The organism is Pseudomonas thivervalensis (genome assembly GCF_001269655.1).
In the GTDB taxonomy this organism is placed as follows: domain Bacteria; phylum Pseudomonadota; class Gammaproteobacteria; order Pseudomonadales; family Pseudomonadaceae; genus Aquipseudomonas; species Aquipseudomonas thivervalensis.
Window position 1 is genome coordinate 687,340 of sequence record NZ_LHVE01000007.1, and the last position, 25,091, is coordinate 712,430.

General features: G+C 61.8%; 19 protein-coding genes. 7 read left to right on the top strand and 12 right to left on the bottom strand.

Annotation, left to right across the window (positions count from 1 at the left end; genetic code table 11):
- Window positions 1-5: 5 nt before the first annotated feature.
- Window positions 6-752, top strand: coding sequence for an SDR family oxidoreductase (locus tag AD659_RS10830; RefSeq protein ID WP_053121000.1), 747 nt, complete (start codon window positions 6-8; stop codon window positions 750-752).
- 150 nt (window positions 753-902) lie between these two features.
- Here the strand turns inward: AD659_RS10830 and mapR are convergent, their stop codons facing one another.
- The 3 genes from mapR to AD659_RS10845 form a co-directional block, all read right to left on the bottom strand.
- Window positions 903-2,312, bottom strand: coding sequence for a GntR family transcriptional regulator MpaR (mapR, locus tag AD659_RS10835; RefSeq protein WP_053121002.1), 1,410 nt, complete (start codon window positions 2,310-2,312; stop codon window positions 903-905).
- A gap of 169 nt (window positions 2,313-2,481) precedes the next feature.
- Window positions 2,482-3,894, bottom strand: a complete 1,413-nt coding sequence (gene ccoG, locus AD659_RS10840; protein WP_053121004.1) for a cytochrome c oxidase accessory protein CcoG — start codon at window positions 3,892-3,894, stop codon at window positions 2,482-2,484.
- A gap of 363 nt (window positions 3,895-4,257) precedes the next feature.
- A complete protein-coding gene (locus tag AD659_RS10845) occupies window positions 4,258-4,494 on the bottom strand; it encodes a DUF3203 family protein (RefSeq protein WP_003200097.1) in 237 nt (78 codons plus the stop codon).
- 135 nt (window positions 4,495-4,629) lie between these two features.
- Here AD659_RS10845 and AD659_RS10850 point away from each other — a divergent pair, with 135 nt between their 5' ends.
- The gene (locus tag AD659_RS10850; protein WP_014338633.1) at window positions 4,630-5,130 is read left to right on the top strand and encodes an MgtC/SapB family protein; all 501 of its coding nucleotides are present in this window, start codon (window positions 4,630-4,632) and stop codon (window positions 5,128-5,130) included.
- Window positions 5,131-5,270: 140 nt separating this feature from the next.
- On the opposite strand, the gene AD659_RS29955 is transcribed toward AD659_RS10850, so the two are convergent.
- Window positions 5,271-5,435, bottom strand: coding sequence for a hypothetical protein (locus AD659_RS29955; protein WP_013692690.1), 165 nt, complete (start codon window positions 5,433-5,435; stop codon window positions 5,271-5,273).
- Between the two features lie 210 nt (window positions 5,436-5,645).
- Here AD659_RS29955 and AD659_RS10855 point away from each other — a divergent pair, with 210 nt between their 5' ends.
- From AD659_RS10855 to glgB, 3 genes are all read left to right on the top strand, one after another.
- Window positions 5,646-7,643, top strand: coding sequence for an alpha-1,4-glucan--maltose-1-phosphate maltosyltransferase (locus AD659_RS10855; protein WP_053121006.1), 1,998 nt, complete (start codon window positions 5,646-5,648; stop codon window positions 7,641-7,643).
- 219 nt (window positions 7,644-7,862) lie between these two features.
- Complete coding sequence (gene treS, locus AD659_RS10860) at window positions 7,863-11,207, top strand: maltose alpha-D-glucosyltransferase (RefSeq protein ID WP_053121009.1); 3,345 nt, start codon at window positions 7,863-7,865, stop codon at window positions 11,205-11,207.
- A gap of 11 nt (window positions 11,208-11,218) precedes the next feature.
- A complete protein-coding gene (glgB, locus tag AD659_RS10865) occupies window positions 11,219-13,453 on the top strand; it encodes a 1,4-alpha-glucan branching protein GlgB (protein ID WP_053121011.1) in 2,235 nt (744 codons plus the stop codon).
- Between the two features lie 257 nt (window positions 13,454-13,710).
- On the opposite strand, the gene gudD is transcribed toward glgB, so the two are convergent.
- Together gudD and AD659_RS10875 are read right to left on the bottom strand one after the other, a co-directional pair.
- Window positions 13,711-15,054, bottom strand: a complete 1,344-nt coding sequence (gene gudD / locus AD659_RS10870) for a glucarate dehydratase (protein ID WP_053121013.1) — start codon at window positions 15,052-15,054, stop codon at window positions 13,711-13,713.
- A gap of 30 nt (window positions 15,055-15,084) precedes the next feature.
- Window positions 15,085-16,431 (bottom strand): MFS transporter, encoded by a 1,347-nt coding sequence (locus tag AD659_RS10875; RefSeq protein WP_053121015.1) that lies wholly within the window; start codon window positions 16,429-16,431, stop codon window positions 15,085-15,087.
- Between the two features lie 337 nt (window positions 16,432-16,768).
- Here AD659_RS10875 and AD659_RS10880 point away from each other — a divergent pair, with 337 nt between their 5' ends.
- The gene (locus AD659_RS10880) at window positions 16,769-17,482 is read left to right on the top strand and encodes a FadR/GntR family transcriptional regulator (protein ID WP_053121017.1); all 714 of its coding nucleotides are present in this window, start codon (window positions 16,769-16,771) and stop codon (window positions 17,480-17,482) included.
- Between the two features lie 304 nt (window positions 17,483-17,786).
- On the opposite strand, the gene AD659_RS10885 is transcribed toward AD659_RS10880, so the two are convergent.
- Entirely contained in the window at window positions 17,787-18,725 is a 939-nt protein-coding gene (locus AD659_RS10885; RefSeq protein ID WP_053121364.1) for an alpha/beta hydrolase, read from the bottom strand.
- Window positions 18,726-18,988: 263 nt separating this feature from the next.
- Here AD659_RS10885 and AD659_RS10890 point away from each other — a divergent pair, with 263 nt between their 5' ends.
- Window positions 18,989-19,531 (top strand): hypothetical protein, encoded by a 543-nt coding sequence (locus AD659_RS10890; protein WP_053121019.1) that lies wholly within the window; start codon window positions 18,989-18,991, stop codon window positions 19,529-19,531.
- Window positions 19,532-19,596: 65 nt separating this feature from the next.
- Here the strand turns inward: AD659_RS10890 and AD659_RS10895 are convergent, their stop codons facing one another.
- The 5 genes from AD659_RS10895 to AD659_RS10915 form a co-directional block, all read right to left on the bottom strand.
- Window positions 19,597-20,388: a carbohydrate deacetylase gene (locus AD659_RS10895; protein WP_053121021.1), complete on the bottom strand. Its 792-nt coding sequence runs from the start codon at window positions 20,386-20,388 to the stop codon at window positions 19,597-19,599.
- A complete protein-coding gene (locus tag AD659_RS10900) occupies window positions 20,360-21,538 on the bottom strand; it encodes a GNAT family N-acetyltransferase (protein WP_053121023.1) in 1,179 nt (392 codons plus the stop codon). Before AD659_RS10900 ends, AD659_RS10895 begins: the two co-directional genes overlap by 29 nt.
- Window positions 21,539-21,543: 5 nt before the next feature.
- The gene (locus AD659_RS10905) at window positions 21,544-22,233 is read right to left on the bottom strand and encodes a hypothetical protein (RefSeq protein WP_053121025.1); all 690 of its coding nucleotides are present in this window, start codon (window positions 22,231-22,233) and stop codon (window positions 21,544-21,546) included.
- Between the two features lie 96 nt (window positions 22,234-22,329).
- A complete protein-coding gene (locus AD659_RS10910; RefSeq protein ID WP_053121027.1) occupies window positions 22,330-23,022 on the bottom strand; it encodes a GNAT family N-acetyltransferase in 693 nt (230 codons plus the stop codon).
- Entirely contained in the window at window positions 23,019-24,971 is a 1,953-nt protein-coding gene (locus tag AD659_RS10915) for a hypothetical protein (protein WP_053121030.1), read from the bottom strand. The genes AD659_RS10910 and AD659_RS10915 overlap by 4 nt, the downstream gene beginning before the upstream one ends.
- Window positions 24,972-25,091: the final 120 nt, after the last annotated feature.

The window sequence follows — 25,091 nt, forward strand, 5'->3', positions numbered from 1 at the left end:
CAAGCGTGGATAAAGTCATCGTCATCACCGGTGGCGGCCGCGGCATCGGGGCGGCCACGGCGCTGCTGGCTGCCGAGGCGGGCTATCGGATCTGCATCAATTACCAGGCCGATGAAAGTGCCGCGCAAGAGGTGCTTGAGCAGGTCCGGGCGAAGGGCGCGCAGGCGATTGCCGTGCGAGCCGACGTGAGCATCGAAGACGAAGTGATCGGCTTGTTCGACCGGGTGGATGTCGAGCTGGGACGTGTCACCGCCCTGGTGAACAACGCCGGCACGGTTGCCCACAAGTCCCGACTCGATGAGATGTCCGAATTCCGCATTCTCAAGATCCTGAAGACCAACGTGTTGGGGCCGATCCTGTGCGCCAAGCATGCGGTGCTGCGCATGTCACCCAAACATGGCGGGCAGGGCGGGAGCATCGTCAACGTCTCGTCGGTCGCCGCTCGCCTGGGGGCGCCGGGCGAATACGTCGACTACGCGGCCTCCAAGGGTGCGTTGGACACCTTCACCATCGGCTTGTCCAAGGAAGTGGCCGGCGAAGGCATCCGCGTCAACGCGGTGCGTCCCGGTTACATCTACACCGACTTCCATGCCCTGAGCGGCGACCCGGATCGGGTCAGCAAATTGGAATCGGCGATTCCCATGGCCCGGGGCGGTCGTCCGGACGAAGTGGCCGAGGCGATCATCTGGCTGCTGTCGGACAAGGCTTCGTATGCGACCGGGACGTTTGTGGACCTGGGGGGCGGGCGCTGAGTCCTGGAATGCGGGTTGCCTGTTCTGCCGCCATCGCGAGCAGGCTCGCTCCCACATAAGATCTGCTGAGAACCTGAGATATTCGTCTCACCGCAAATCCACTGTGGGAGCGAGCCTGCTCGCGATGGGGCAACAACAGACACCCCAATATCAAAACGAGCGAATAATCCGCCCCAACGTCTCCATGGCCTTTTCCGAAACTTCAGTCCACGGGCTGCCATAGTTCAGGCGTATGCAGTTCCTGAAACGCCGGGTCGGTGAAAAGATCGGGCCCGGGGCGATGCTGATGCCTTGGGCGAGGGCCATCTGGAACAGTTTCAGCGAATCCATCTGTTCCGGCAGCTCCAGCCACAGGAAATAGCCACCCGCCGGTTGGCTGACCCGGGTCTGGGCCGGGAAATAGCGGGCGATGGCGGCGAGCATCGCGTTTTGCTGCTCTTCCAGGGCGTAGCGCAGTTTGCGCAGGTGACGGTCGTAGCCGCCGTGTTGCAGGTAGTCGGCGATGGCGGCCTGGGCCGGCATCGAGGCGCACAACGACGTCATGAGCTTGAGCCGTTCGATCTTCTGCGCGTAGCGCCCGGCGGCGACCCAGCCGATGCGATAGCCCGGCGCGAGGCTCTTGGCGAAGGAACCGCAATGCATCACCAGCCCTTCGGTATCAAACGCCTTGGCAGGCTTGGGCGCCTGTTGGCCGTAATAGAGTTCGGCGTAGACGTCGTCCTCGATCAGCGGCACCTGATGACGACGCAGCAACTCTACCAGCGCCTGCTTCCGTTCCTCGGGCATGGTCGCGCCCATGGGGTTCTGGAAAGTGGTCATGCACCAGCAGGCCTTGATCGGGTGGCGCTCCAGCGTCTGCTCCAGCACGTCCAGGTCGATACCGTCGCGCGGGTGCACGGGAATCTCCACGGCCTTGAGCTTGAGCCGTTCCAGTACTTGCAGGCTGGCATAGAATGCCGGCGCCTCGATCGCCACCAGGTCACCGGGCTCGGTCACGGCTTGCAGGCACAGGTTCAAGGCTTCCAGGGCACCGTTGGTGACCAGCAATTCCTCCATGGGCAGCATCAGCCCGCCGACCATGTAGCGCAGGGCGATCTGGCGACGCAATTGCGGATTGCCCGGTGACATGTCCGTGACCACCATCCGCGGGTCCATGTCCCGTGTTGCGCTGGACAGCGAGCGGGACAACCGTTGCAGCGGGAACAACATCGGGCTGGGGAATGCCGAGCCGAACGGTACGGTGGCCGGGTCCTTGATCGAATCCAGGACTGAAAACACTAGCTCGCTGACATCGACTTCGGTGGACTCGTGCACCTGGCTGCTGATCGCCGGCTCGGAAAACGGGCTCGGCGCATGGGTGTTGACGAAGTAGCCGGAGCGCGGCCGGGCCCGGATCATGCCGCGTCGTTCCAGCAGGTAATAGGCCTGGAACACCGTGGACGGGCTGACGCCATAGGTCTGGCTGGCGTAGCGTACCGACGGTACGCGCTGGCCCGGCCCGAGCATGCCCGAGCGGATCAGTTCAGCGATGTCGTCGGCGAATTTCTCGTAGCGTTTCATGGTGGGGCCCAGTCTTGAGTGACATTTGCGGCACTTAACTATTTGTGGCACTTAACTGTGAGAGCGAGCTTGCTCGCGATAGCGGTGGTTCAGTTTGCATTCATGTTGGATGTACCACCGCCAATCGCGAGCAAGCTCGCTCCCACAGGGTGCCCGGCATCTTACGGGTTCAACGGTTCATCGGTGCGACAAAACGGCTCTTGGCCACGCTGTAGACGCCCGGCTCGTCACTGTCGGCGACCTTGAAGGTCATTTCCTCGGAACCTTTGCCGGGCCGTTCGCTGAGCATCGCCACCGACACCGGCACATCGACGATTTCCCCCGGGGCCAGGCTCAGTTGGGTCTTGCCCTGCAGGATGAAGCCGTCGCCGTCCACCAGGGACAGGTGATAGGCCTGGCGCTGCTGGGTCTTGTTGATGATTTTCAGGCTGTAGATGTTCTCGATCTGGCCGGCGCTGTTTTCGCGGAACAGGCCACGGTCCTTGCTGGCGTCCAGCGACACCATGGGCCGTTGCACCAGCGCCACGGCCAGCGCGCCGATCATCACCAGGAGCACGGCGGTATAGCCGATCAGCCGAGGTCGCAGCAGGTGGGTCTTGCCGCCCTGTAATTGATGTTCGGAGGTGTATTTGATCAGGCCACGGGCGTAGCCCATCTTGTCCATGATCGAGTCGCAGGCGTCGATGCAGGCCGCGCAGCCGATGCATTCCATCTGCAGGCCGTCGCGAATGTCGATGCCGGTGGGGCAGACCTGCACGCACATTTGGCAGTCGATGCAGTCGCCCAGGCCAATATTGGCCGGCTTCACCTCGCGTTTGCGCGGGCCGCGGATTTCGCCGCGGGCCGCGTCGTAGGAGATGGTCAAGGTGTCCTTGTCGAACATCACGCTCTGAAAGCGTGCATAGGGGCACATATGCATGCATACCGCTTCGCGCAGCCAGCCGGCGTTGAGGTAGGTGGCGGCGGTAAAGAACAGCACCCAGAACAGGCTCACGCCCGCCATTTGCAGGGTCAGCAGTTCCTCGGCCAAGGGGCGGATCGGGGTGAAGTAGCCCACGAACGTCAAGCCGGTGAGCAGGCTGATGGCCAGCCACAAGGTGTGCTTGGCGCTGCGGCGGATCAGTTTGTTCAGGCCCCACGGCGCGGCTTGCAGCTTGATCCGCTGGTTGCGTTCGCCTTCGGTGATTTTCTCGCACCACATGAACAGCCAGGTCCAGGAACTCTGTGGGCAGGTGTAGCCACACCACACGCGACCGGCAAACACGGTGATCGCAAACAGGCCGAAGGCGGCGATGATCAACAGGGCCGACAGCAGGATGAAATCCTGGGGCCAGAAAGTCGCGCCAAAAATGTGGAACTTGCTTTCGGAAAGGTCCCAGAGCACCGCCTGGCGGCCGCCCCAGTTCAGCCACACCGTACCAAAGAACAGCAGGAACAGAACCCCCGCACCGCTGATGCGCAAGGTGCGGAACAAACCGGTGAAGCTGCGGGTGTGGATCAGGTTGTCGGTGGTCCTGGCCTTGATCCTGGTTGGCGCAGGTTTGAACGTCTGTATCAACTGGACGGGGATTCTATCGCTCATGGTCGGTCGCTCATCAGCCTCAATCTGGCCGGCGCACTATGACCATGGAACTGTTTGCATAACAGACTCAGGTGTTTTGATAAAAACCGGATCAGATGCCGCGAAGCCCAGGCCCTGCGACACTTTGATGCACCCAAGGACGAGCGAACAACCCTTATGGCGAGGGAGCTCTCTCCCGCTGGGTTGTAGAAGCTGTGTAGGAGCTTTGTAGGAGCTGTCGAGTGCAACGAGGCTGCGATCTTTCCACTGCCAATTGAGTCTAGAGTGAAAGATCAAGATCAAGATCAAGATCAAGATCAAGATCAAGATCAAAAGATCGCAGGCTTCGCCAGCTCCTACAGAGCCCAGCGGGAGCAAACTCCCTCAGATCGCCGAGCCGCTGTCGCTGGCCTTCAGGTGCTTGCGCCCGTCGACCGCGCCGGCCACGGTCAGTGCATCGGCTTCGGCCTCGGTGATGTAGACCCGATCGCCATTGAGCTCCACGACTGACATGGCCTTGTCCGGGTCGGTGATGATGGTCAGCTCGCTGGCGGGGCGCTGTTCGGTGCCGTTGGGGGTTTCGAAATGGCAGGTCTGGTTGTCATCGATACGGACAGTCATGGTGTTTCTCCTTCTGGGGTCATGAACGTTAGGTGTCGCGGCCAAGCCAGGGTTCGTTACGCCTGATCAGCGGTCAGGCGCACCTCTGGCGTCGCCTGCGGTCCATCGTTTATCGACTGGAAAAGAGGACGGTCCATGGACGCCTGGTGGCATGAAGTCTGGGTAACCCTGCAGGCGGAATTCGCCGACATCACCGATGCCCAGCAGATGACCCGGGTCACGGTGCGCCTGCTCATGGCCGCGCTGCTGGGTGGCATCCTGGGTTTCGAGCGCGAACACAAGGGCAAGGCTGCCGGCGTACGAACCCACATGCTCGTGGCCCTGGGGGCGGCGCTGTTCGTCTTGGTGCCACAGATGTCCGGTTCCCAGGCCGACGCGATGAGTCGGGTGATACAAGGCGTGGTCGCCGGCATCGGTTTTCTCGGCGCCGGCACCATCCTGAAAAACACCGACGGCGACGAAGGTCACGTCAAGGGCCTGACCACCGCTGCGGGCCTGTGGATGACCGCCGCCATTGGCGTCGCCGCCGGGTTGGGGCGGGAGGCGACGGCGGTGCTCAGCACGGTGCTGGCGCTGGCGATCTTCAGTGTGATGCCGGTGATCGTCCGGGCGCTGGAGAAGGGCGACAAGCCGTGACGCGGCTATGAGCCTGCAAACACAACCTGTGGGAGCGAGCCTGCTCGCGAAGGCGGCGTGACAAGCAATATTTTCATCGACTGATACACCGCTTTCGCGAGCGGGCTCGCTCTCACAGGTTTTTTATTACTACGCTTGAATCAAACCCGCTCCGGCGGCGCCTCGCTCGGCGGGTCGCCCAGCGGCGGTTGCGGGTCCAGCGGCGGGTCTTTTTCTGGAATCGGCTCGGGATCAGGGCCGGGCGGGGGTAAGGTGGGGTCGTCGATGTTCGGGTCGGGTGTTTCGGCCGGGATCGGAATATTCATCGGGACGGGTCTCCGTGACGCACATGGCTTGAGTCGTGCTTATTGTTGTTGACCGCCTTGCACCGGCTTTGATCCCCGGATGCATCGGGGTAAATCCCTCTGAACTTTTAGCCGTTGATTCGGTTCGGAGTTTAAGTGAGTTTTTTCAGGGACCCGTTGGGCCTTTACCGCCACAAGCGCGTCCATGGGGCGTAAAAGGAGCGATGCTCGATGACTGCCGAACACCCGACTGAACTGGCCTGCAACCCGCATTTGCCGCTGTCCCAAGCCTTGCTGTTGCCGCGTATTGCTATTGAAAACACCATGCCGGTGATCGACGGCGGACAATTCGCCGCCAAGGCCGTGGCTGGGCAGGACGTGACAGTGACCAGCAAAGTCTTCGCCGATGGTCATGACAAGCTGGCCGTGCGCATTCGCTGGCGTGCGCTGCAGGATGAAGTGTGGAACAGCGAGGTCATGAGTGACCTGGGCAACAACGGCTGGCAGGGCCAGTTCAACGTGCCCGAACAAGGTCGCTATGTGTTTTGTATCGAGGCCTGGATCGATCAGTTCGCCAGTTTTCGCTACGAGCTGGAGAAGAAATTCGGTGCAGGGGTACCGATCAGCCTGGAGTTGCAGGAAGGGCGCAGCCAAGTGCAAATGGCCGTCGAGCGCAGCACCGGTGACCTGAGCGAGCAACTGGCGGCCTTGCACCATGAGCTCTCCGGCTTGTTGCCGACCGAGCAGGTGGCGCTGTTCCTGGCACCGCGCAGTGCCGATCTGATGTCTCGGGCCGATCATCGCCCGTACTTGAGCATCAGCCCCGAGTATTCGCTGGATGTGGAGCGCAAGCTGTCCGAGTTTGCCAGTTGGTATGAGCTGTTTCCCCGCTCGATCACCGACGATCCCCAGCGCCATGGCACCTTCAACGACGTGCATTCGCGCCTGCCGGTGATCCAGGACATGGGTTTCGACGTGCTGTATTTCCCGCCGATCCACCCCATCGGCCGCAGTTTCCGCAAAGGCCCGAACAACTCTCTCACTGCCGGCCCCGACGACCCGGGCAGCCCCTATGCCATCGGCAGCGAGGAGGGTGGGCACGAGGCCATTCACCCGCAATTGGGCAGCCGCGAAGACTTCCGGCGCCTGGTGGCGGCGGCCGCGGAGCACGGTTTGGAGATTGCCCTGGACTTCGCGATCCAGTGTTCCCAGGACCACCCCTGGCTCAAGCAGCACCCGGGCTGGTTCAGTTGGCGGCCCGACGGCACGATCAAATACGCGGAAAACCCGCCGAAGAAATACCAGGACATCGTCAACGTCGACTTCTACGCGGCCGACGCGATTCCCAGCCTGTGGGTGGAGCTGCGGGACATCGTGGTGGGCTGGGTCAAGGAAGGCGTCAAGATATTCCGCGTCGACAACCCGCACACCAAGCCACTGCCGTTCTGGCAATGGCTGATCGCCGATGTCCGGGCCCAATATCCCGAAGTGATCTTCCTGGCTGAAGCGTTCACCACGCCGGCGATGATGGCGCGGTTGGGCAAGGTCGGTTATTCCCAGAGCTACACCTATTTCACCTGGCGCAACACCAAGGCCGAGCTGGCGACCTACTTCAGCGAGCTCAACGAGTCGCCTTTGCGCGAGTGTTACCGGCCGAATTTCTTCGTGAATACCCCCGACATCAACCCGGCCTTTCTCCATCAATCGGGGCGTCCGGGCTTCTTGATCCGCGCGGCACTGGCGACCATGGGCTCAGGACTGTGGGGAATGTATTCGGGCTTCGAATTGTGCGAATCGGCGCCGGTACCGGGCAAGGAGGAATACCTCGACTCGGAGAAGTACGAGATCCGTCCCCGGGACTTCACCGCGCCGGGCAACATCGTTGCCGAGATCGCCCAGCTCAACCGCATCCGCCGGCAGAACCCGGCGCTGCATACCCACCTGGGCCTGAAAATCTACAACGCCTGGAACGACAACATTCTCTATTTCGGCAAGCGGACCGCCGATGGCAGCAATTTCATCCTGGTGGCGGTGAGCCTCGATCCGCACAACCCGCAGGAAGCCAGTTTCGAGTTGCCGCTGTGGGAGATGGGCCTGCCCGACGACGCCCAGACCCAGGGCGAGGACCTGATGAACGGACACCGCTGGACCTGGTACGGCAAGTACCAGTTCATGCGGATCGACCCGGCGTACCAGCCGTTCGGGATTTGGCGGATCAGCGTGGCGTGATGCGCACTCCCACAGGCGCTGCCTAGGAGCTGTGTAGGAGCTATGTAGGAGCTGTCGAGTGAAACGAGGCTGCGATCTTGCCCCAGACACTTGAATCTCAAGCGAAAGATCAAAAGATCGCAGGCTTCGCCAGCTCCTACAGGGGGATAAAGCCCTCCGCCACAAAAAGACCTCACAAGCCTGTCTCCCGCGGCTTTAATGACTTATCAGGAGTTGCACATGGCGAAGAAACCCCGGTCTGCCACCTTCATCAAGGATCCGCTCTGGTACAAGGATGCGGTGATTTACCAGGTCCACGTTAAATCCTATTACGACTCCAACAACGACGGGATTGGCGACTTTCCTGGCCTGATCGAGAAGCTCGACTACATCGCCGACCTGGGCGTCAACACCATCTGGCTGCTGCCGTTCTATCCGTCCCCCCGGCGCGACGACGGTTACGACATCGCCGAATACCGTGGCGTCAGCCCCGACTACGGCACCATGGCCGATGCGCGGCGGTTCATTGCCGAAGCCCACAAGCGCAACCTGCGGGTGATCACCGAGCTGGTCATCAACCACACCTCCGACCAGCACCCGTGGTTCCAGCGTGCGCGCAAGGCCAAGAAAGGTTCGAAGGCACGGGACTTCTACGTCTGGTCCGATGACGATCACAAGTACGACGGCACGCGGATCATTTTCCTCGACACCGAGAAGTCGAACTGGACCTGGGACCCGGTAGCGGGCCAGTACTTCTGGCACCGCTTCTACTCCCACCAGCCCGACCTCAACTTCGATAACCCGCAGGTCATCAAGGCCGTGTTGTCGGTGATGCGCTACTGGCTGGACATGGGCATCGACGGCCTGCGCCTGGATGCCATCCCGTACTTGATCGAGCGCGACGGCACCAACAACGAAAACCTGCCCGAGACCCATGACGTCCTGAAGTTGATTCGTGCCGAAATCGACGCCAACTACCCCGACCGCATGTTGCTGGCCGAAGCCAACCAGTGGCCGGAAGACACCCAGTTGTACTTCGGCGATGTCGACGCCCAAGGGTTGAACGGTGACGAATGCCACATGGCCTTCCACTTTCCGCTGATGCCGCGCATGTACATGGCCCTGGCCCAGGAGGATCGCTTCCCGATCACCGACATCCTGCGCCAGACACCGGAGATCCCCGCCAATTGCCAGTGGGCGATTTTCCTGCGCAACCACGATGAGCTGACCCTGGAGATGGTTACCGACAAGGAACGCGACTACTTGTGGAACTACTACGCGGCCGACCGTCGGGCGCGCATCAACCTGGGCATTCGCCGGCGCCTGGCGCCGTTGGTGGAGCGCGATCGTCGTCGCGTCGAGCTGCTCAACAGCCTGCTGCTGTCGATGCCCGGTACGCCGACCCTGTATTACGGCGATGAAATCGGCATGGGCGACAACATCTACTTGGGCGACCGTGATGGCGTGCGTACGCCGATGCAATGGTCCATCGACCGCAACGGTGGTTTCTCCCGCGCCGACCCGGCCAGCCTGGTGCTGCCGCCGATCATGGACCCGCTGTACGGTTACCAGTCGGTCAACGTCGAGACTCAGGCCGGCGACCCGCACTCGCTGCTCAACTGGAACCGCCGGATGCTGGCGGTGCGCAAGCAGTCCAAGGCCTTCGGCCGTGGCACGTTGAAGATGCTCTCGCCGAGCAACCGCCGGATCCTGGCCTATACCCGCGAATACACCGGACCCGACGGCAAGCACGAAATCATCCTGTGCGTGGCCAACGTGTCCCGCAGCGCCCAGGCCGCCGAACTGGACCTGTCGGCCTACGCCGGCATGGTCCCGGTGGAGATGCTCGGCGGCAATGCCTTCCCGCCCATCGGCCAGTTGAATTTCCTGCTGACCCTGGCGCCGTACGGCTTCTATTGGTTCGCCCTGGCGGCGGAAAACCAGATGCCGAGCTGGCACGTGGAACCGGCCCAGAGCCTGCCGGACTTCACGACCCTGGTGCTGAAAAAACGCCTGGAAGAATTGCTCGAAGCGCCATCGCGCACCACGTTGGAGCAAACCATCCTGCCGACCTGGTTGCAAAACCGGCGCTGGTTCGCTGGCAAGGACAGCGCGATCGAGAAGGTCGACATTGTCTATGGCGTACGCTTCGGCGATCCACAGCATCCGGTGTTGCTCAGTGAAATCGATGTCACCAGTGGCGGCCAGACCCTGCGTTATCAACTGCCGTTCGGCCTGCTTGCCGAAGACCAGGTCGGTGCGGCGTTGCCGCAGCAACTGGCCTTGTCACGGGTACGTCGGGTGCGCCAGGTGGGCTTGATCACCGATGCGTTCAGCCTGGAAAGCTTCGTTCGCGCCGTGCTGCATAGCATGCAGGCCGCCACGGTGCTGCCGTTCGCCGAAGGGGAGTTGCGTTTCGAACCGACCGAAGGCCTGGCCGCGTTGAACCTGGGAGACGAGCCGGAGGTGCGCTACCTGTCCGCCGAGCAGTCCAACAGTTCGGTGGTGGTGGGGGGCAGCCTCGTCCTCAAGCTGATCCGCAAGGTCGCCTCGGGTGTGCACCCGGAACTGGAAATGAGCGCTTACCTGACCGCAGCGGGGTTCAGCAACATTTCACCGCTGCTGGGTTCGGTGGTTCGTCGCGACGCCCAAGGCGAAGATGCGCTGCTGATGATCGCCCAAGGCTACCTGAGCAATCAGGGCGACGCCTGGGAATGGACCCAGAACAACCTCGAACGCGCCTTGCGCGATGAGCTGGCGGACGCCGTGTCCGAGCAGGAGCAGCATTACAACGCCCTGGGCGAACTGAAGGATTTCGCCGGCATGCTCGGCCAGCGCCTGGGAGAAATGCACCAGGTACTGGCCCAGGCCACCGACGACCCGGACTTCGCACCGCAACCCACCAACGCCAAGGAAGCCCAGGCCATCGGCAAGGACGTGGCCGCCCAGGTGGAAAACGCCTTGCGCCTGCTCAAGCAGAACCAAGGCCAATTGAACCCCGCCGACCAGGCCATGGTCGCACGCTTGCTGGAGCACAAGAAAACCGTCCTGGCCCATGTCCAGGAACTGGCCGGCAAGGCCGCCGGTGGCTTGCGCATTCGTGTCCATGGCGACCTGCACCTGGGCCAGGTCTTGGTGATCAAGGGCGACGCCTACCTGATCGACTTCGAAGGTGAGCCGGCGCGGCCATTGCATGAGCGACGGGGCAAGCACAGCCCGTACAAGGATGTCAGTGGCGTGTTGCGCTCCTTCGATTATGCGGCGGCCATGGCGATCCACTTGCACACTGTCGACAGCACGGCCGATGCCGACGCGGCGCGGCAACGGGTCGCCGAGCGTTATTTGAAAGAGGCTCGCCAGGCATTTGTCGAGGCATATCGGCTGGCGGCAGCTAGTCTTGCCCATGAGTGGAAGGATGCTGAAGGCGAAGACGCCGCGCTGGCGTTGTTCGGCCTGGAGAAGGCGGCCTATGAAGTGGCCTATGAAGCCGAGAATCGCCCCACCTGGCTGCCCGTGCCATTGCACGGCCTGGTCGGGTTGTTGAGGGGGCTGCAACCCTTTTCCGACGTAGCCGGACCGATTTAGTGGAGAGAATCATGAGTGTCTCGAACAAAGAACCCCAGGGGCAGGCCAAGGAGTCCTTACTGCCGGCGCCCCACGACATCGACGCGCTGGTGCGCGCCGAACATCACGATCCGTTTTCCATCCTGGGGCCCCATGGCGACGGCGCCGACGGCCAGTTCATCCGCGCCTATCTGCCCGGCGCCCTGAGCGTGCATGTACTGGCCCGCGAGGGCGGCGAAGAGCTGGGTGAGCTGCAAGTCACCGAAACCCCAGGGCTGTTCGTCGGTCATTTCGATCGTGCCCAGCCCTATTTGCTGCGCACCCGTTGGGCCGGCGGCGAGCAGGTTGCCGAAGACCCCTACAGCTTCGGCCCGCTGCTGGGGGAAATGGACCTTTACCTGTTCGCCGAGGGCAACCACCGCGACCTCAGCGCCTGTCTGGGGGCGCAGTTGAAAACCGTCGATGGCGTCGACGGCGTGCGTTTCGCCGTCTGGGCACCCAATGCGCGCCGGGTTTCGGTGGTGGGCGATTTCAACGTCTGGGACGGGCGCCGACATCCGATGCGCATCCGTTATCCGTCCGGCGTGTGGGAAATCTTCATCCCGAGGCTGGCCGCTGGCGAAGGCTACAAGTATGAAATTCTCGGCGCCCACGGCATCCTGCCCCTCAAGGCCGACCCGGTGGCGCTGGCCACCCAGATGCCGCCGGACACCGCCTCCAAAGTCGCCTCGCCGTTGAAGATCGAATGGCACGATGACGAGTGGATGCAAAGCCGTCGCGAGCGCCAGCTACCGGGCGCGCCGTTGTCGATCTACGAATTGCACGCCGGCTCCTGGCAGTGCGAAATCGACGAGGCGGGGGAGGTGGCCCGGCAATACACCTGGCATGAAATGGCCGAGCGGTTGATTCCGTACGTCAAGGACCTGGGCTTCACCCACATCGAGCTGATGCCGATCATGGAGCACCCGTTCGGAGGCTCCTGGGGCTATCAGCCGCTGTCGCAATTCGCACCCACGGCACGCTTCGGTTCGCCGGACGATTTCGCCGCGTTCGTGAATGCCTGTCACCAGGCCAATATCGGCGTCATCCTCGACTGGGTGCCGGCGCATTTCCCCACCGACACCCACGGCCTGGCCCAGTTCGACGGCACCGCGTTGTACGAATACGGCAACCCGCTGGAGGGCTTTCACCAGGATTGGGACACGCTGATCTACAACCTGGGCCGCACCGAAGTGCACGGCTTCATGCTGGCGTCGGCGCTGCACTGGCTCAAGCATTTTCACGTCGATGGCCTGCGGGTGGATGCGGTGGCCTCGATGTTGTACCGCGACTATTCGCGCAAGGCCGGCGAGTGGGTGCCCAACCGCCACGGCGGGCGGGAGAACCTCGAAGCCATCGATTTCCTGCGGCACCTCAACGATGTGGTGGCGCTGGAAACCCCGGGGGCGCTGGTCATCGCCGAGGAATCCACCGCGTGGCCGGGCGTCAGCCAGAGCACCCAGCAGGGCGGCCTGGGCTTTGCCTACAAATGGAACATGGGCTGGATGCACGATTCGCTGCACTACATCCAGCAAGACCCGGTGTACCGCGCCCATCACCATAACGAACTGAGCTTCGGCCTGGTGTATGCCTGGTCCGAGCGTTTCGTGCTGCCGATTTCCCACGACGAAGTGGTCCATGGCAAACGCTCGTTGATCGACAAGATGCCCGGCGACCGCTGGCAGAAATTCGCCAACCTCAGGGCCTACCTCAGTTTCATGTGGGGCCATCCCGGCAAAAAACTGTTGTTCATGGGCTGTGAGTTCGGCCAATGGCGCGAGTGGAATCACGACCAGCAGTTGGATTGGTACCTGCTGCAATACCCTGAGCACCGCGGCGTGCAGAAGTTGGTGAGCGATCTCAACCGGCTGTACCGCGAAGAGCCGGCGCTGCATGATCAGGATGACGCCCCCCAGGGGTTCCAGTGGCTGATTGGCGACGATGCGCTCAACAGCGTCTACGCCTGGTTGCGTTGGAGCAAGGATGGCCGGCCGGTGCTGGTGGTCGCCAACTTTACCCCGGTGCCGCGCGAAGCCTACCGGGTCGGCGTGCCGTTTGGCGGGCGTTGGGTCGAATTGCTCAACAGCGATGCCGACACCTACGCCGGTTCCAACTACGGCAACGGCGGCGGTGCCTCCACCGAAGAAGTGCCCAGCCACGGCCAGGCCTTATCGCTGGAACTCAACCTGCCACCGTTGGCGGTGTTGATCCTGCGGCCGGAGGGTTGAGCCTGATTGCCTGAGGCCGAGCGGAGAGCTGGCAACTGATTGGGTGCTGCTTGAAGGAGATGATGACTGTGGCGCTCATAAAATAAAAGGCCACCCCAGATCCAAATGTGGGAGTTATGAGTGGCCTCAAGCTCATGGGTACCATCGACCCAATGTGGGAGCGAGCTTGCTCGCGATAGCGAAGTGTCAGTCGACATCAATGTGACTGAGCCACCGCCATCGCGAGCAAGCTCGCTCCCACAGGGACATTGATCGACTCAGCGAACCAGGCACGGCTGCTTGTTGTTGAACGTCCAGCCCGGAATCAGGAACTGCATCGCCACCGCATCATCCCGCGCCCCAAGGCCCATGCCTTTATACAGCTCATGGGCCTTGGCCAGTTGGTCGGTGTCCAGCTCGATCCCCAACCCCGGTTTTTTCGGCACCTGCACGCAGCCGCCCTGGATCTGCAAAGGTGCCTTGGTCAACCGCTGGCCGTCCTGCCAGATCCAGTGGGTGTCGATGGCGGTGATGTCGCCCGGTGCGGCAGCGGCCACGTGGGTGAACATCGCCAGGGAAATGTCGAAGTGGTTGTTGGAATGCGAACCCCAGGTCAGGCCCCATTCATTGCACATCTGCGCCACGCGCACGGAGCCTTGCATGGTCCAGAAGTGCGGGTCGGCCAGGGGAATGTCCACGGATTGCAAGGTGATGGCGTGACCCATCTCGCGCCAATCGGTGGCGATCATGTTGGTCGCGGTCTTCAGACCGGTGGCGCGGCGGAACTCGGCCATGACCTCGCGTCCCGAATAGCCGTTCTCGGCACCGCAAGGGTCCTCGGCATAGGCCAGCACCTTGTGCTGGTCGCGGCACAAACGGATCGCTTCCTTGAGTGACCAGGCGCCGTTCGGGTCCAGGGTTATACGCGCCTGGGGAAAGCGCTCGGCCAATGCCGTGACCGCTTCGATTTCTGCGTCGCCCTGGAGCACGCCGCCCTTGAGCTTGAAGTCCTGGAAGCCATAGCGTGCCTGGGCGGCTTCGGCCAGGCGGACCACGGCATCGGCATCCAGGGCTTTTTCGTGGCGCACGCGAAACCAGTCGTTGTCGGCGTCCGGCTCGCTGCGGTAGGGCAGGTCGGTCTGCTGGCGATCGCCGACATAAAACAGATAGCCGAGCATCTTCACTTCATCACGCTGCTGGCCTTCGCCGAGCAGGGCTGCGACCGGCACGTCCAGATGCTGGCCGAGCAGGTCCAGCAAGGCCGCTTCCAGGCCGGTTACCGCGTGGATGGTGATGCGCAGGTCAAAGGTCTGCAGGCCACGGCCACCGGCATCGCGGTCGGCAAAGGCGTGGCGCACCGTGTTGAGAATCTTCTGGTACGTGCCGATGGGGCTGCCGACCACCAGCGAGCGAGCGTCTTCGAGGGTCTGGCGAATGCGCTCGCCGCCGGGCACTTCGCCCACCCCGGTGTGGCCAGCGTTGTCCTTGAGAATGACGATGTTGCGGGTGAAGAACGGGCCGTGGGCACCGCTGAGGTTCAGCAGCATGCCGTCGTGGCCGGCCACGGGCACGACCTGCATGCTGGTGATGATCGGGGCTTTGTTGGTTTCTGGAGTGGTCATCGTCTATGGGTCCTTGAATTATTGTTGTGATCAGGCGTGGCTGGTAGCCGGGTTGGCAGGTGTGGTGACGGACTTGGGCTTGGGCGTGTTGCGTGCGGCAAACACAATGATCGCGGCAATGATCGAGGTGGCCGCCAAGCCGTAGAGGCCGCCCTGGATCGAGCCGGTGTGCTCTTCCAGCAGGCCGAACGTGGTCGGGGCGACGAACCCGCCGAGGTTGCCCACCGAGTTGATCAGGGCAATCACCCCGGCGGCGATCCGGGCATCCAGGTAGGCCTGGGGAATCGGCCAGAACAACGACGACGCCGACTTGAAGCCCAGGGCTGCGAAGCAGATGGCGACGAAAGCGAAGATCGGTCCGCCGGTGGTGGACATGAACATCCCGGCTGCCGCGATCAACAGAGCCGTGGCGACCCAGGCCTGCTGGAATTTCCATTTGGCCGACAGCGAGGCGAAGGCGTACATGCCGACGATGGACAACAGCCACGGAATCGAGTTGAACAGCCCGACCTGGAGGTCGCTCAGTTCGCCCATTTTCTTGATGATGCTTGGCAGCCAGAACGTGGCGGCATAGATCGTCAATTGGATGAAGAAGTAGATCAGGCAAAACAGGATGATCTGGCGGTCCTTGAGCAATTGGCCGATGGACAGCTTGATCGGCGAGGCGGCTTCCCGTGCGCGCTGTTCGTCGTCGATGGCCTTGACCAGTACGTCCTGTTCTTCACGGCTCAGCCATTTGGCGTCGTGGGGCTTGGAATCCAGCCAGAACCAGACAAAGAAGCACAGGCCGACGGAGAACATCCCTTCAATGAAGTACATCCACTGCCAGCCGTGCATGCCCAGGCCGTTGATTTGCAGCAGCAGCCCCGACAGCGGGCCGGAGATCAGCGACGCAATGGCCGAGCCGCTGAGGAAGATGGCGATGGCTTTGCCGCGCTCGACGCCGGGCAGCCAGCGGGTGAAGTAATAGATGACTCCGGGGAAGAACCCGGCTTCGGCCACGCCCAGCAAGAAGCGCAGGATGTAGAAGTGGGTTTCGTTCTGGATGAAGGCCATGCCCGCGGCCACCAAGCCCCAGGTGAGCATGATGCGGGTCAGCCAGATGCGCGCGCCGATGCGTTGCAAAAGGATGTTGGACGGGACTTCGAACAGCGCATAGCCGATGAAGAACAGACCGGCGCCAAAGCCATAGGCCGCTGCACCGATGCCCAGGTCGTGCTCCATATGGGCACGCACGAAGCCGATGTTCACGCGGTCGATGTAGTTGACGATAAACATGATGACGAACAGCGGCAGGATGTGGCGCTTGACCTTGGCGATGGCCGAGAGCAGCACCGGATCCGCTCCGGCATTCGCCTTGAGGCTGGATGTGTTCACTGGTTTTTCTCCCACTCGTTATTTTTATGCGGGGCATCGTGCAGGTGTCGATGTTGATAGACATCATACAACTTGATTTTTTTCGATGACAAGCGGTTTTTCAGCATCATTGGATTGAGGATGAAAGGTTTTTATGCCGTATTTGTTGGGTTGAGCCGATTATTTTGATTGTGTTAAGGGTCTTGAGAAGCTGAAAGCAGCCGTGCATCAACAGGGTATTTTTATACGATATGGGCTGATCTTGAGTGTTGTCATACAAGTTGGGCGGTTCGATGAAAAGATTTTCTACGCCCGCGGGTGATACGATCAGTCAGCCTGTTTTCAAGGAACCCCGGCGATGCCGCAAGACACCGAAGCGCCCCTGCGCAAGCGCACCCACAACCTGGCCCATGACCTGGTGGCGAAGCTGAGCCAAAGCATCCTGCTGGGGCAGTTGAAGCCGGGCGAGAAGCTGCCGTCGGAGGGTGCCATCGTGCAGGCCCATGGCGTCAGTCGAACGGTGGTGCGCGAGGCGATTTCAAAATTACAGGCCTCGGGGCTGGTGGAGACCCGCCACGGCATCGGCACCTTTGTGCTGGCGCAAACTGGCGAGCAGGGGCTACGACTGAATGTCGACACCGCGGCAGGGGTGCGAGCGATCCTGGAACTGCGCCTGGGCCTGGAAACCCAGGCAGTCGCCTTGGCGGCCCAGCGCCGCAGCGAACATCAGTTGCAGCAGATGCGTCAGGCGCTGGATGACTACCAGCGGTTGTCCAACAACAACGACAGCTGCGTCGAAGCCGACCGGCGTTTCCATCTGCTCATCGCTGAAGCCACGGACAATGCCTGTTTTGTCGAGATCATGCAGCACCTGGGCAATGCGATGATTCCCAGGACCCGCGTGAACGTGGCCGAGCGCGGCCAAGCTGATTTAAGCAAGCTGGCGCAGTTTGCCAGCCTCGAACACGAGGCGATCTTCAACGCCATCAAGCGCCAGGACCCGGACGCCGCCCGCGCCGCCATGTGGCTACACCTGACCAACAGCCGTGACCGGTTCGGCGCGGGGCCCTGACGGTTCACCGTCGCCTGACCCACCGCCATCGCGAGCAGGCTCGCTCCCACAAGGGATCTGTGGCGCCTGCGATACCTGAGAACACCCCGAAAAAACTGTGGGAGCGAGCTTGCTCGCGATGGCGCTGGCCCAGCCGACATTCCCATCAACTGACCCACCGCTTTCGCGAGCAAGCTCGCTCCCACAAGGGATTTGTGGTGGCAGCGATGCCTGAGAACACCTCGGAAAAACGGTGGGAGCGAGCTTGCTCGCGATGGCGGCGGCACAGCCAACATCCCCATAACTGACCCACCACTTCAGTGGGTCAGCCCGCTTTGGCCGGGCCAGTGGGGGCGTTGCCGGCAACGGGCGATGGTGAGCTTTTCATCAGCGCATCCAAGGCCTGCCGGTAGTTTTTACCCGCCAGGCTCATGCTGTTGTTATGTGTCGCCCCGGGCACCAGCAGCAGGCGCTTGGGCTCCCGGGCGGCGTTGAACAGTTGCTCGCTGAACCGTGGCGGCACGTAACGGTCGGCCGCGCCATGGACGATCAGCAGCGGCATGTTGATCTCGCCGATCTTGTCGATGGAATCGAACTTCTGCGACAACAACCAGCGCACTGGCAGGGAAGTATTCGCCATCGCGGTGGCGACATCGCCCAGGGAGGTGAACGTGGATTCGATCACCAGGCCCCGGACCTGTGCCTTGCCATCCTTCGCTGCCTGCTGCCCGAGCTGCGCGGCGAGGTCCACCGCGACGGCACCGCCCAGGGAATGACCATAGATCAGCCGAAGGCTTGGGTCCGGTTGCAAGGCTTCGAGACGCTCCCAGGCGATGCGTGCGTCTTCATAGACGCTGGCTTCCGATGGCAGGTCCCCATGGCTTTTGCCAAAGCCACGGTAGTCGATCGCCAGTACCGAATAGCCCAGCGCCCGCAGTTGCTGGATACGAAACAACTGGCCGGTCAGATTCCAACGCACACCGTGTAAATACAGGATGGCCGGCGCATTCTTGCGTTCGGCCGGCCACCACCAACCATGGATATTTTCTCCGGCCTTGAAGCTTTTCGGCTTGAGGTCGAACTCCTGCACACCGCTGGGCAGCCCACTGAACCAGCTTGCGGTCCCCGGCTCGATGCGAAAGACCAGTTCCCGCTCCTTGTGCTGCAACACAGCACAGCCCACCGGTAGGCCGACCACCAATGCGCTCATGCACAGCCAGGCCAACCAGCGGCGTTTCAGGCCAGAAAGTAAGAGTGAAGCCATCGATGCCATTCGCTACTCGAATCCGAAGATGCCTTGTAGCAGATTCATTGACCGTTTCGCGACTGCCGCACAGCCGAGCGGGGGGCAAGTACCCTCGTCACGTAGGGTTCGCTTGGCGAAAATGGCGGGCCAAGGTCGGGCAAGTGGAGAAAAAACCTGAGCGATAAAGGGCGGATGTCATTCGTCTGAAGCGCGCTTTTCAGCGCTGGAAAATCCCCAGGCCCTGTGCCTTACTCCCTATTCCTTTGGGGGAGGGCAACACGATGCGACGTAGAAGCGCACAGTATTGGCTTTGGGTTAACAGTCGGTTGCCGGGGCGCAACCACGAAGAGACATTGGAAGACGGCACGCAAATCGAGGTCCAGGCGCGGATCAATCCTCAGGGCATGACCCAGGTTTTCGTTGGTGTCCATCGTCCGAGCGCGCAGATGCGGGTCGAGGAATTCTACGATCGCACCTTGCGTGAGCCGCTGGCCCAGGCGCTGGAATGGGGCCTGGACCGGGCGCGGGATATTATTACCGGTACCGCGTGTTTCAAGGCGCCCCACAAGATCCAGACGACCCTCGGGCCGTTGATCCAGGACGAATGTGCTCTGGCCCTGCGGCGCATGGACATGAGCGAGGAAGAGCGGCGCAGCCTCAAGGCCCGGGATGCGTGGACCGAGTACCTCAGCGCCAAGGAAGCGATGCTGGCACTGATGCGTTCGGCCCGGGTCGATGCCAATGCCTGGGAAACGCAGACACGGCGACTGCGCGAAGCGATCGACCGGCGTGCCTCGCTGGCGCGAGTGTGCTTCGGTGACTGAGATGACCTTGTGGGGGAGGAAATAAACCCCCTCCCCAAGATAATGCCTGCATGGCAGAGGGGGCATTACGCATCCTCAAGCTGAACCCGCTCAAACGTCCGTTCAGTCTTGCCATACCCCACCTTTGGCACCCCCGCCAGGCGCTGATGCAGCACCTGGGTCAATGAGCAGCCAGGAGCCAGGTAGGTGTCGCCGAAATCTCCATCCAGTCGCATTGGGTGAGCAATCACTTCCAGCACACCATGGTCCGGTGGTGCGGCGTGATGCAAGTCGGCCGGCGTGCAGACATAGTCAGCCGTTGCGCCGCATAAATGACGCAGGCGACGGTTGAGTAAGGTCTTGAAGATGCGCTTGGACATATTCAGGTTTGCCCCAAGATTGCGCGCCAGGCGAATGGGCACCTCTTGCCGCGCAGCGAAGCGCGCCACCAATTCACCGATGGGCCAGATGTTGTGCACGTGCTGATGCGAGTCCAAGTGGCTTGGACGCAAGCCATGATCCAGGCAGCGTTGCCATTGCGCCTGAAGTTCGTCCGTTATGGCTGCGAGGTCTTTTGGGCCCAGACGTAGGCAATAGCGTGAGAGGTTGAAGTTGAAATGACCGTCCGCATGGCAAAACGTCGGGCACGACTTTATGGCCTGGCTCAACGGCTGCCCATGGCTGAGATTGAAATGCAGGCCGATACGCCCTTTGAGCCGGGGACGTCGGGACAGTGCGCACGCCTGTTCGAAGCCCGGCATATTAGCCATGATGGTCGCGGAACTGATGACGCCTGCTTCGAAGGCTTGAACGATTATCATGTTTTCACTGACGCACAGTCCGAAGTCGTCAGCGTTGATGATCACTTGGAGGGGCATGGGGAATCTCCTTTTCCTTGGGGATAGAAGGTGAATCTGTTGCTGTGGTTTTTGGGGGAGGCTGTTTGCGAAGCCAGGGTTTAAGACTTTTCCAGAGCCGCAAGGCGAGCCCGAGGATCAGGCCAGCGGGTTGCCACGAATAAAAACTCCAACGCCAATGTTCCAGTTGTCCGGTCATGCGTTCGTGCAATTGATGGCTGGAGTTATCGAGACTGACACGGGACGCGTCGATCCATCGCCAGTTTTCGTCCAGCCCCCAGCGAATCCACTCTTCGAGCAATACCCGGCCGCTGCCCAGGTCGGCATGCTGCGGCAGGAATGCCAGGTTGTAGTCATACAATCGGCCTTGGTCCAGCAGGCCCAGGCGATAGCTGATGCATTCACCGTTCAGCTCCAGCAGCACCACCCGCACCTGACCTTGAGCGGCGAGGGCGGTGAAGGCGTGGTTCATCCACTGTCGGCGCCTGGGATCGGCAAAGATGCCGACGCCTTCTTCACCTTTCCAGCTGGCAGCCTCGACATCGGTAAGGGCTCGCAACAATTGCCCCATGCTGATGGCGTCCGGCGTTATCCGGCGGATCTCTGCGCCACAAGCGGCGATCCGCTTGCGCGCTCGGCGCAGCTTGTAGCGTGGATCGCCGGAAATCTCCTGATGGTCGCTGTCGCTGATCAGGTGCACCGGAACCCGGCAACTCAGGCGCCGCTCCCCGGTGGAACTCAACGTCATCCAGGCGCTAAGAACGCTTTGCTCGCCGACCGGCTCCACCACCTCATTGAGTTGTAGCATCGCGTGGGGCACATGCTGTCGGATTTGCACCAGCGCCTGGCCCATGCCTTCGGCGTCCAAACGCGCCAGCAGAGCGATGCGGTCGGCCAAGGGGTAACCCAAGTGGTGCAATACTCGGAACCGCAGTCCACCCATGCGCTCACGTCCCGAAACCAGGGGCAGGCATAGCGACAAGTCCTGGTCCTGCCAGCCTAGTAGCACCTGCAACTGCTGATCGGGCAGCAGGGCAAATTCCGCCGCTTGTAGCCAGGCCAGGGTGTTGAACGGTGTTGCGTCGGCCACCTGGGTTCGCAGCTGTTCGTAAGCTGATACAGGAAAGTCCGCCGCGCTCAGGGAGCGATACCACTGGAAGCGGATCGTCATGGACGTCAGGCCGCCGCAGTGGAGGTAACCGGCTTGGCCGGTTTACGAAAGGAGTCCAGCATGGCGCCCGTGTAAAACGTGTCACGGAAGAATCGCCAGCGGCCGAACAGGCAGTACATGTGGGTGATCTGGCCGCGCTCCTGATAGTCCATGCGCAGGTGCAGCTTGAGGGCTGGAATGTTACGCAGCTCGAAGACGTCGACCACTTTGTTGCAACCTTGCTCGGCCATGGCTTTCCACAGATCCAACTGGAAATCCACCGATAGCTGGGTTCCCCAGTAAGCGCGGTACGACTCACCGCCGAACTCGAAGAACTCACCCGGTTTGACCGGGAACCAGCAGCGAAAGAAATGGCGGTCGAAGTAGTCCCGTGTACTGCCCCAGATGAAAGCGACGGTGTCGCCCTTGTCGTCCAGGTACATAAGCCCGGTGTGGCCTTCGGCGGCCAGTTCACGCATGGTTTCGACGCGGTCGCCAAAGTAGGTGGCGAAGGCATCGGCATTGCTGGTGGTAATGCGTTCCCGACGCAACGGCGTATAAGGCCTGAGGTTGTTGGGCCGTATCGGACTGACCAGGTCGCGTTCCATCCACACCAATTGCTCGTGGAAATATACGTAGTGTCTGCACAGCTGTTTCAGAACGGCGCGCAGACCTTTTTTCTGAATGCGATCACGCAATTTTTGCAGAATGTTCATGGTGCCTCCTGATGGGCGGCGGGTTGGGGAAGGGGAAGCTCCCACGCCGCTGAGGCGGCAGGGAGCAACACCATTGGCACTGGATCGCCATGGACATCAGACCGCCGCCGCAGTCGATGCCACTGGCTGGTCTGGTTTTTGAAAGGCGCTCAGTGCCGAGCCGCGGTAGAGCGTGTCGCGGAAAAACCGCCAGTGACCGAACAGCCGATACACGTGAGTGATCTTGCCGCGTTCCTGGAAGCCCATGCGGATATGCATCTTGATCGCCTGGACGTTTTGCAGATCGCAGACATCGACCATGGTGTCGCAACCTTGTTCGGCCATGACTTTCCACACTTCCAACTGCATGTCCGCCGATATACTGGAGCCCCAGTATTTACGGATCGCCTCGCCACCGAACTGAAAGTACTCGCCAGGCTTGATCGGGAAGTTGCAGCGATAGAAATGGCGATCGAAATAATCTCGTGTACTGGCCCAGGCAAAACCCACGGTGTCGCCCTGATCATCCAGGTACATCAGGCCTGTGTAGCCTTCGGCCGCCAGCTCGCGCATGGTTTCGACGCGGTCGCCGAAGTGCCGGGCAAAAGCATCGGCATTGGCGACTGTGATGAACTCCAGGCGCATCGGTGGGTAGGGCTTGAGGTTATGCGGGGGCAGTGGGGTCCGCACATCGTGCTCCAGCCACACCAGTCGAGTGTGGAAAAATACGTAGCGCCTGAACAATTGTTTTAGAACGGCGCTCGGCCCTTTTTTCTGAATGCGATCACGCAGTTTTTGTAGAGCGCTCATGGTGCCTCCTGACGGGTGGCGGGTTGGGGGGAAGAGGGGGCGGTCCAGCCGAGGGCAAACAAGGTTTCCCCTGGCAGGAGAAAACGAATCTGCCCGGCCTCGCAGTTGAACGGGGCGCTGCGGCTGTGATTGTCGGGGCCGAAATACATCAGCTCGGCTTGCGCCTGGGGGCAGGGCCCGCCGTCCAGGCTGACCTGTTGCGGGCGCGTGCCTTTATTCACGCCCAGCAGGCTGCGTCGAGCGTCGGTGGCCATGGCCAGCACGTCGACTTCGAAGGCGTCGTTGTCCAGGCGTAGCACCTGGTTGAGCCAATGCTGTTGGATGAACTGCTGGGCCAGGCCCACCGGCTTGAGTTCGAAGCGCTGGGCGTCGTCCAGTACCCGCACCATGCCTTTGGGGTACACCGGTTCGTCGGCGAGCATGAACCAGTTGAGCATGGCCAGCCAGCCATCGGCCGAGGCGTTGATGACCACGGACGTCCACCACAGGGCGGCGTAGTGGGTTTCCTGATCGTAGGGGCTCAGGCTCGAGCCGCTGGACATGTTGGTCTGGTCCAGCAGCAAGGCTTTTCGCGGTTGGCCCTTATCGTCCAGGCCCACCAGTTCGGCGGCGCGGCGTACGCTGCTGCGATAGACCCGGGTCGCCAGCAGGTCGCGGATCATCCATTCGTGCCAGGCGAGGGCGTCAATCTGGTCGCTGGACTTGGCCAGCAAGCGCCGCGCCCAATCGATCCCGCGCCGGTCAGCGGCGTTTTCCGCCAGGGGGCCATTGGTGAACCGCGAGCTGGCCGGGATGGCGATGCGCACTCCGGCACGGGCGTTGGCGGGTGTGGCGCGGACCTGGCTGGCCATGCTCTCGAAGACCTGCTGGTAGCTGGCGAAATCCGGGTAATTGAGGTTTGGTTCATCGGCGAAGCTGAGGTAGTGGATGCCTTTGCCGCCCAAGGCGCGGGTCGCCTTGAGCCAGGCCTGCAAACCGTCGTTGCTGACGCGGTCGGCCCGCAGGTCGGCCTGGCGCTGGCTGCCGGCCAGCAGGGTGATGTCCTGGGTAATGCCGAAGCGGTCCTGGTAGAGACGTCGGAACTGATTTTCATAGTCCGGCCTGTCGGCGGTGATGTCGACAAAGCTGTAAAAGCTGGCGGCCTGGGGCTTGAGGGCTTCGATCAGCGGATACGCCGATGGAGGGGGCACGACGTAGGGCAGGTAAACCCCCAATTTCGGGGTTGTTCCCAGGGCATCGCCATAGAGTTTCAGGCGCGCTTGCCCCGGGTCCTGGAGCAGCGGTTGAAGCTGTTCGGCGGCCTGGGCGAACAGGTTTGCCGTGCCGTCCAGCCAGAACGCTGCCTTACCGTTGCCCTGCAATTGCAGGCGCCAGGTTTGCTCGACATTGGCGATGGGCAGGGCGACCTGGTCGAACTGCCAGTAGGCCGGGTAGGGCTTGAGGTTCAACTGCACCTGTTGACCATCGGCAACGCGCCGGGCTTGCAGGCCGCGCACGCCGCCGTGGAACTTGCCCGCCAGCACGGCTCGCTCACCGGGCGCGATCTTGAAATACAACTCGTCGCCGTCATGGGTTTCGGCGTTGAAATGCACCTTGGCCGGGGCGTACATCGCGCGGGTATGGGCGTCGTGTTCGACGGTGTAGCGGCGGAAACTGTAGCCGGGGATTTCCAGCCGATAGCTGGCGGCCCCTGGCAGCAAAGGCCACTGCTGCTCGCCACGTTCCTGGGCCGCCTCGATCAAACGCTCACCCACCAGGCGCCCCTGGCCGTTGAGCAAGTACAGATGTTCTGAGTTGGCGTCGGCCTGCCAGGCCGGCACCCAGCGCACGGTCACCCAATCCGGGCGGTCGGTCTGCAGGTACAGGCTACCGTCGCGGATCCCGGTCCACTGCATGGCGGCGCCATGGGCCAAGAAGGCCAGGCCCCAAAGGCACAGGCCAGCGGCCATTTTCCACCGATGCCGTACTGGCCCCATCGCGAGCAAGCTCGCTCCCACCGTTGATTTGCGGTCATCAAAGTGACTGTGCCCGGCACCAGTCCCCTGTGGGAGCGAGCCTGCTCGCGAAGA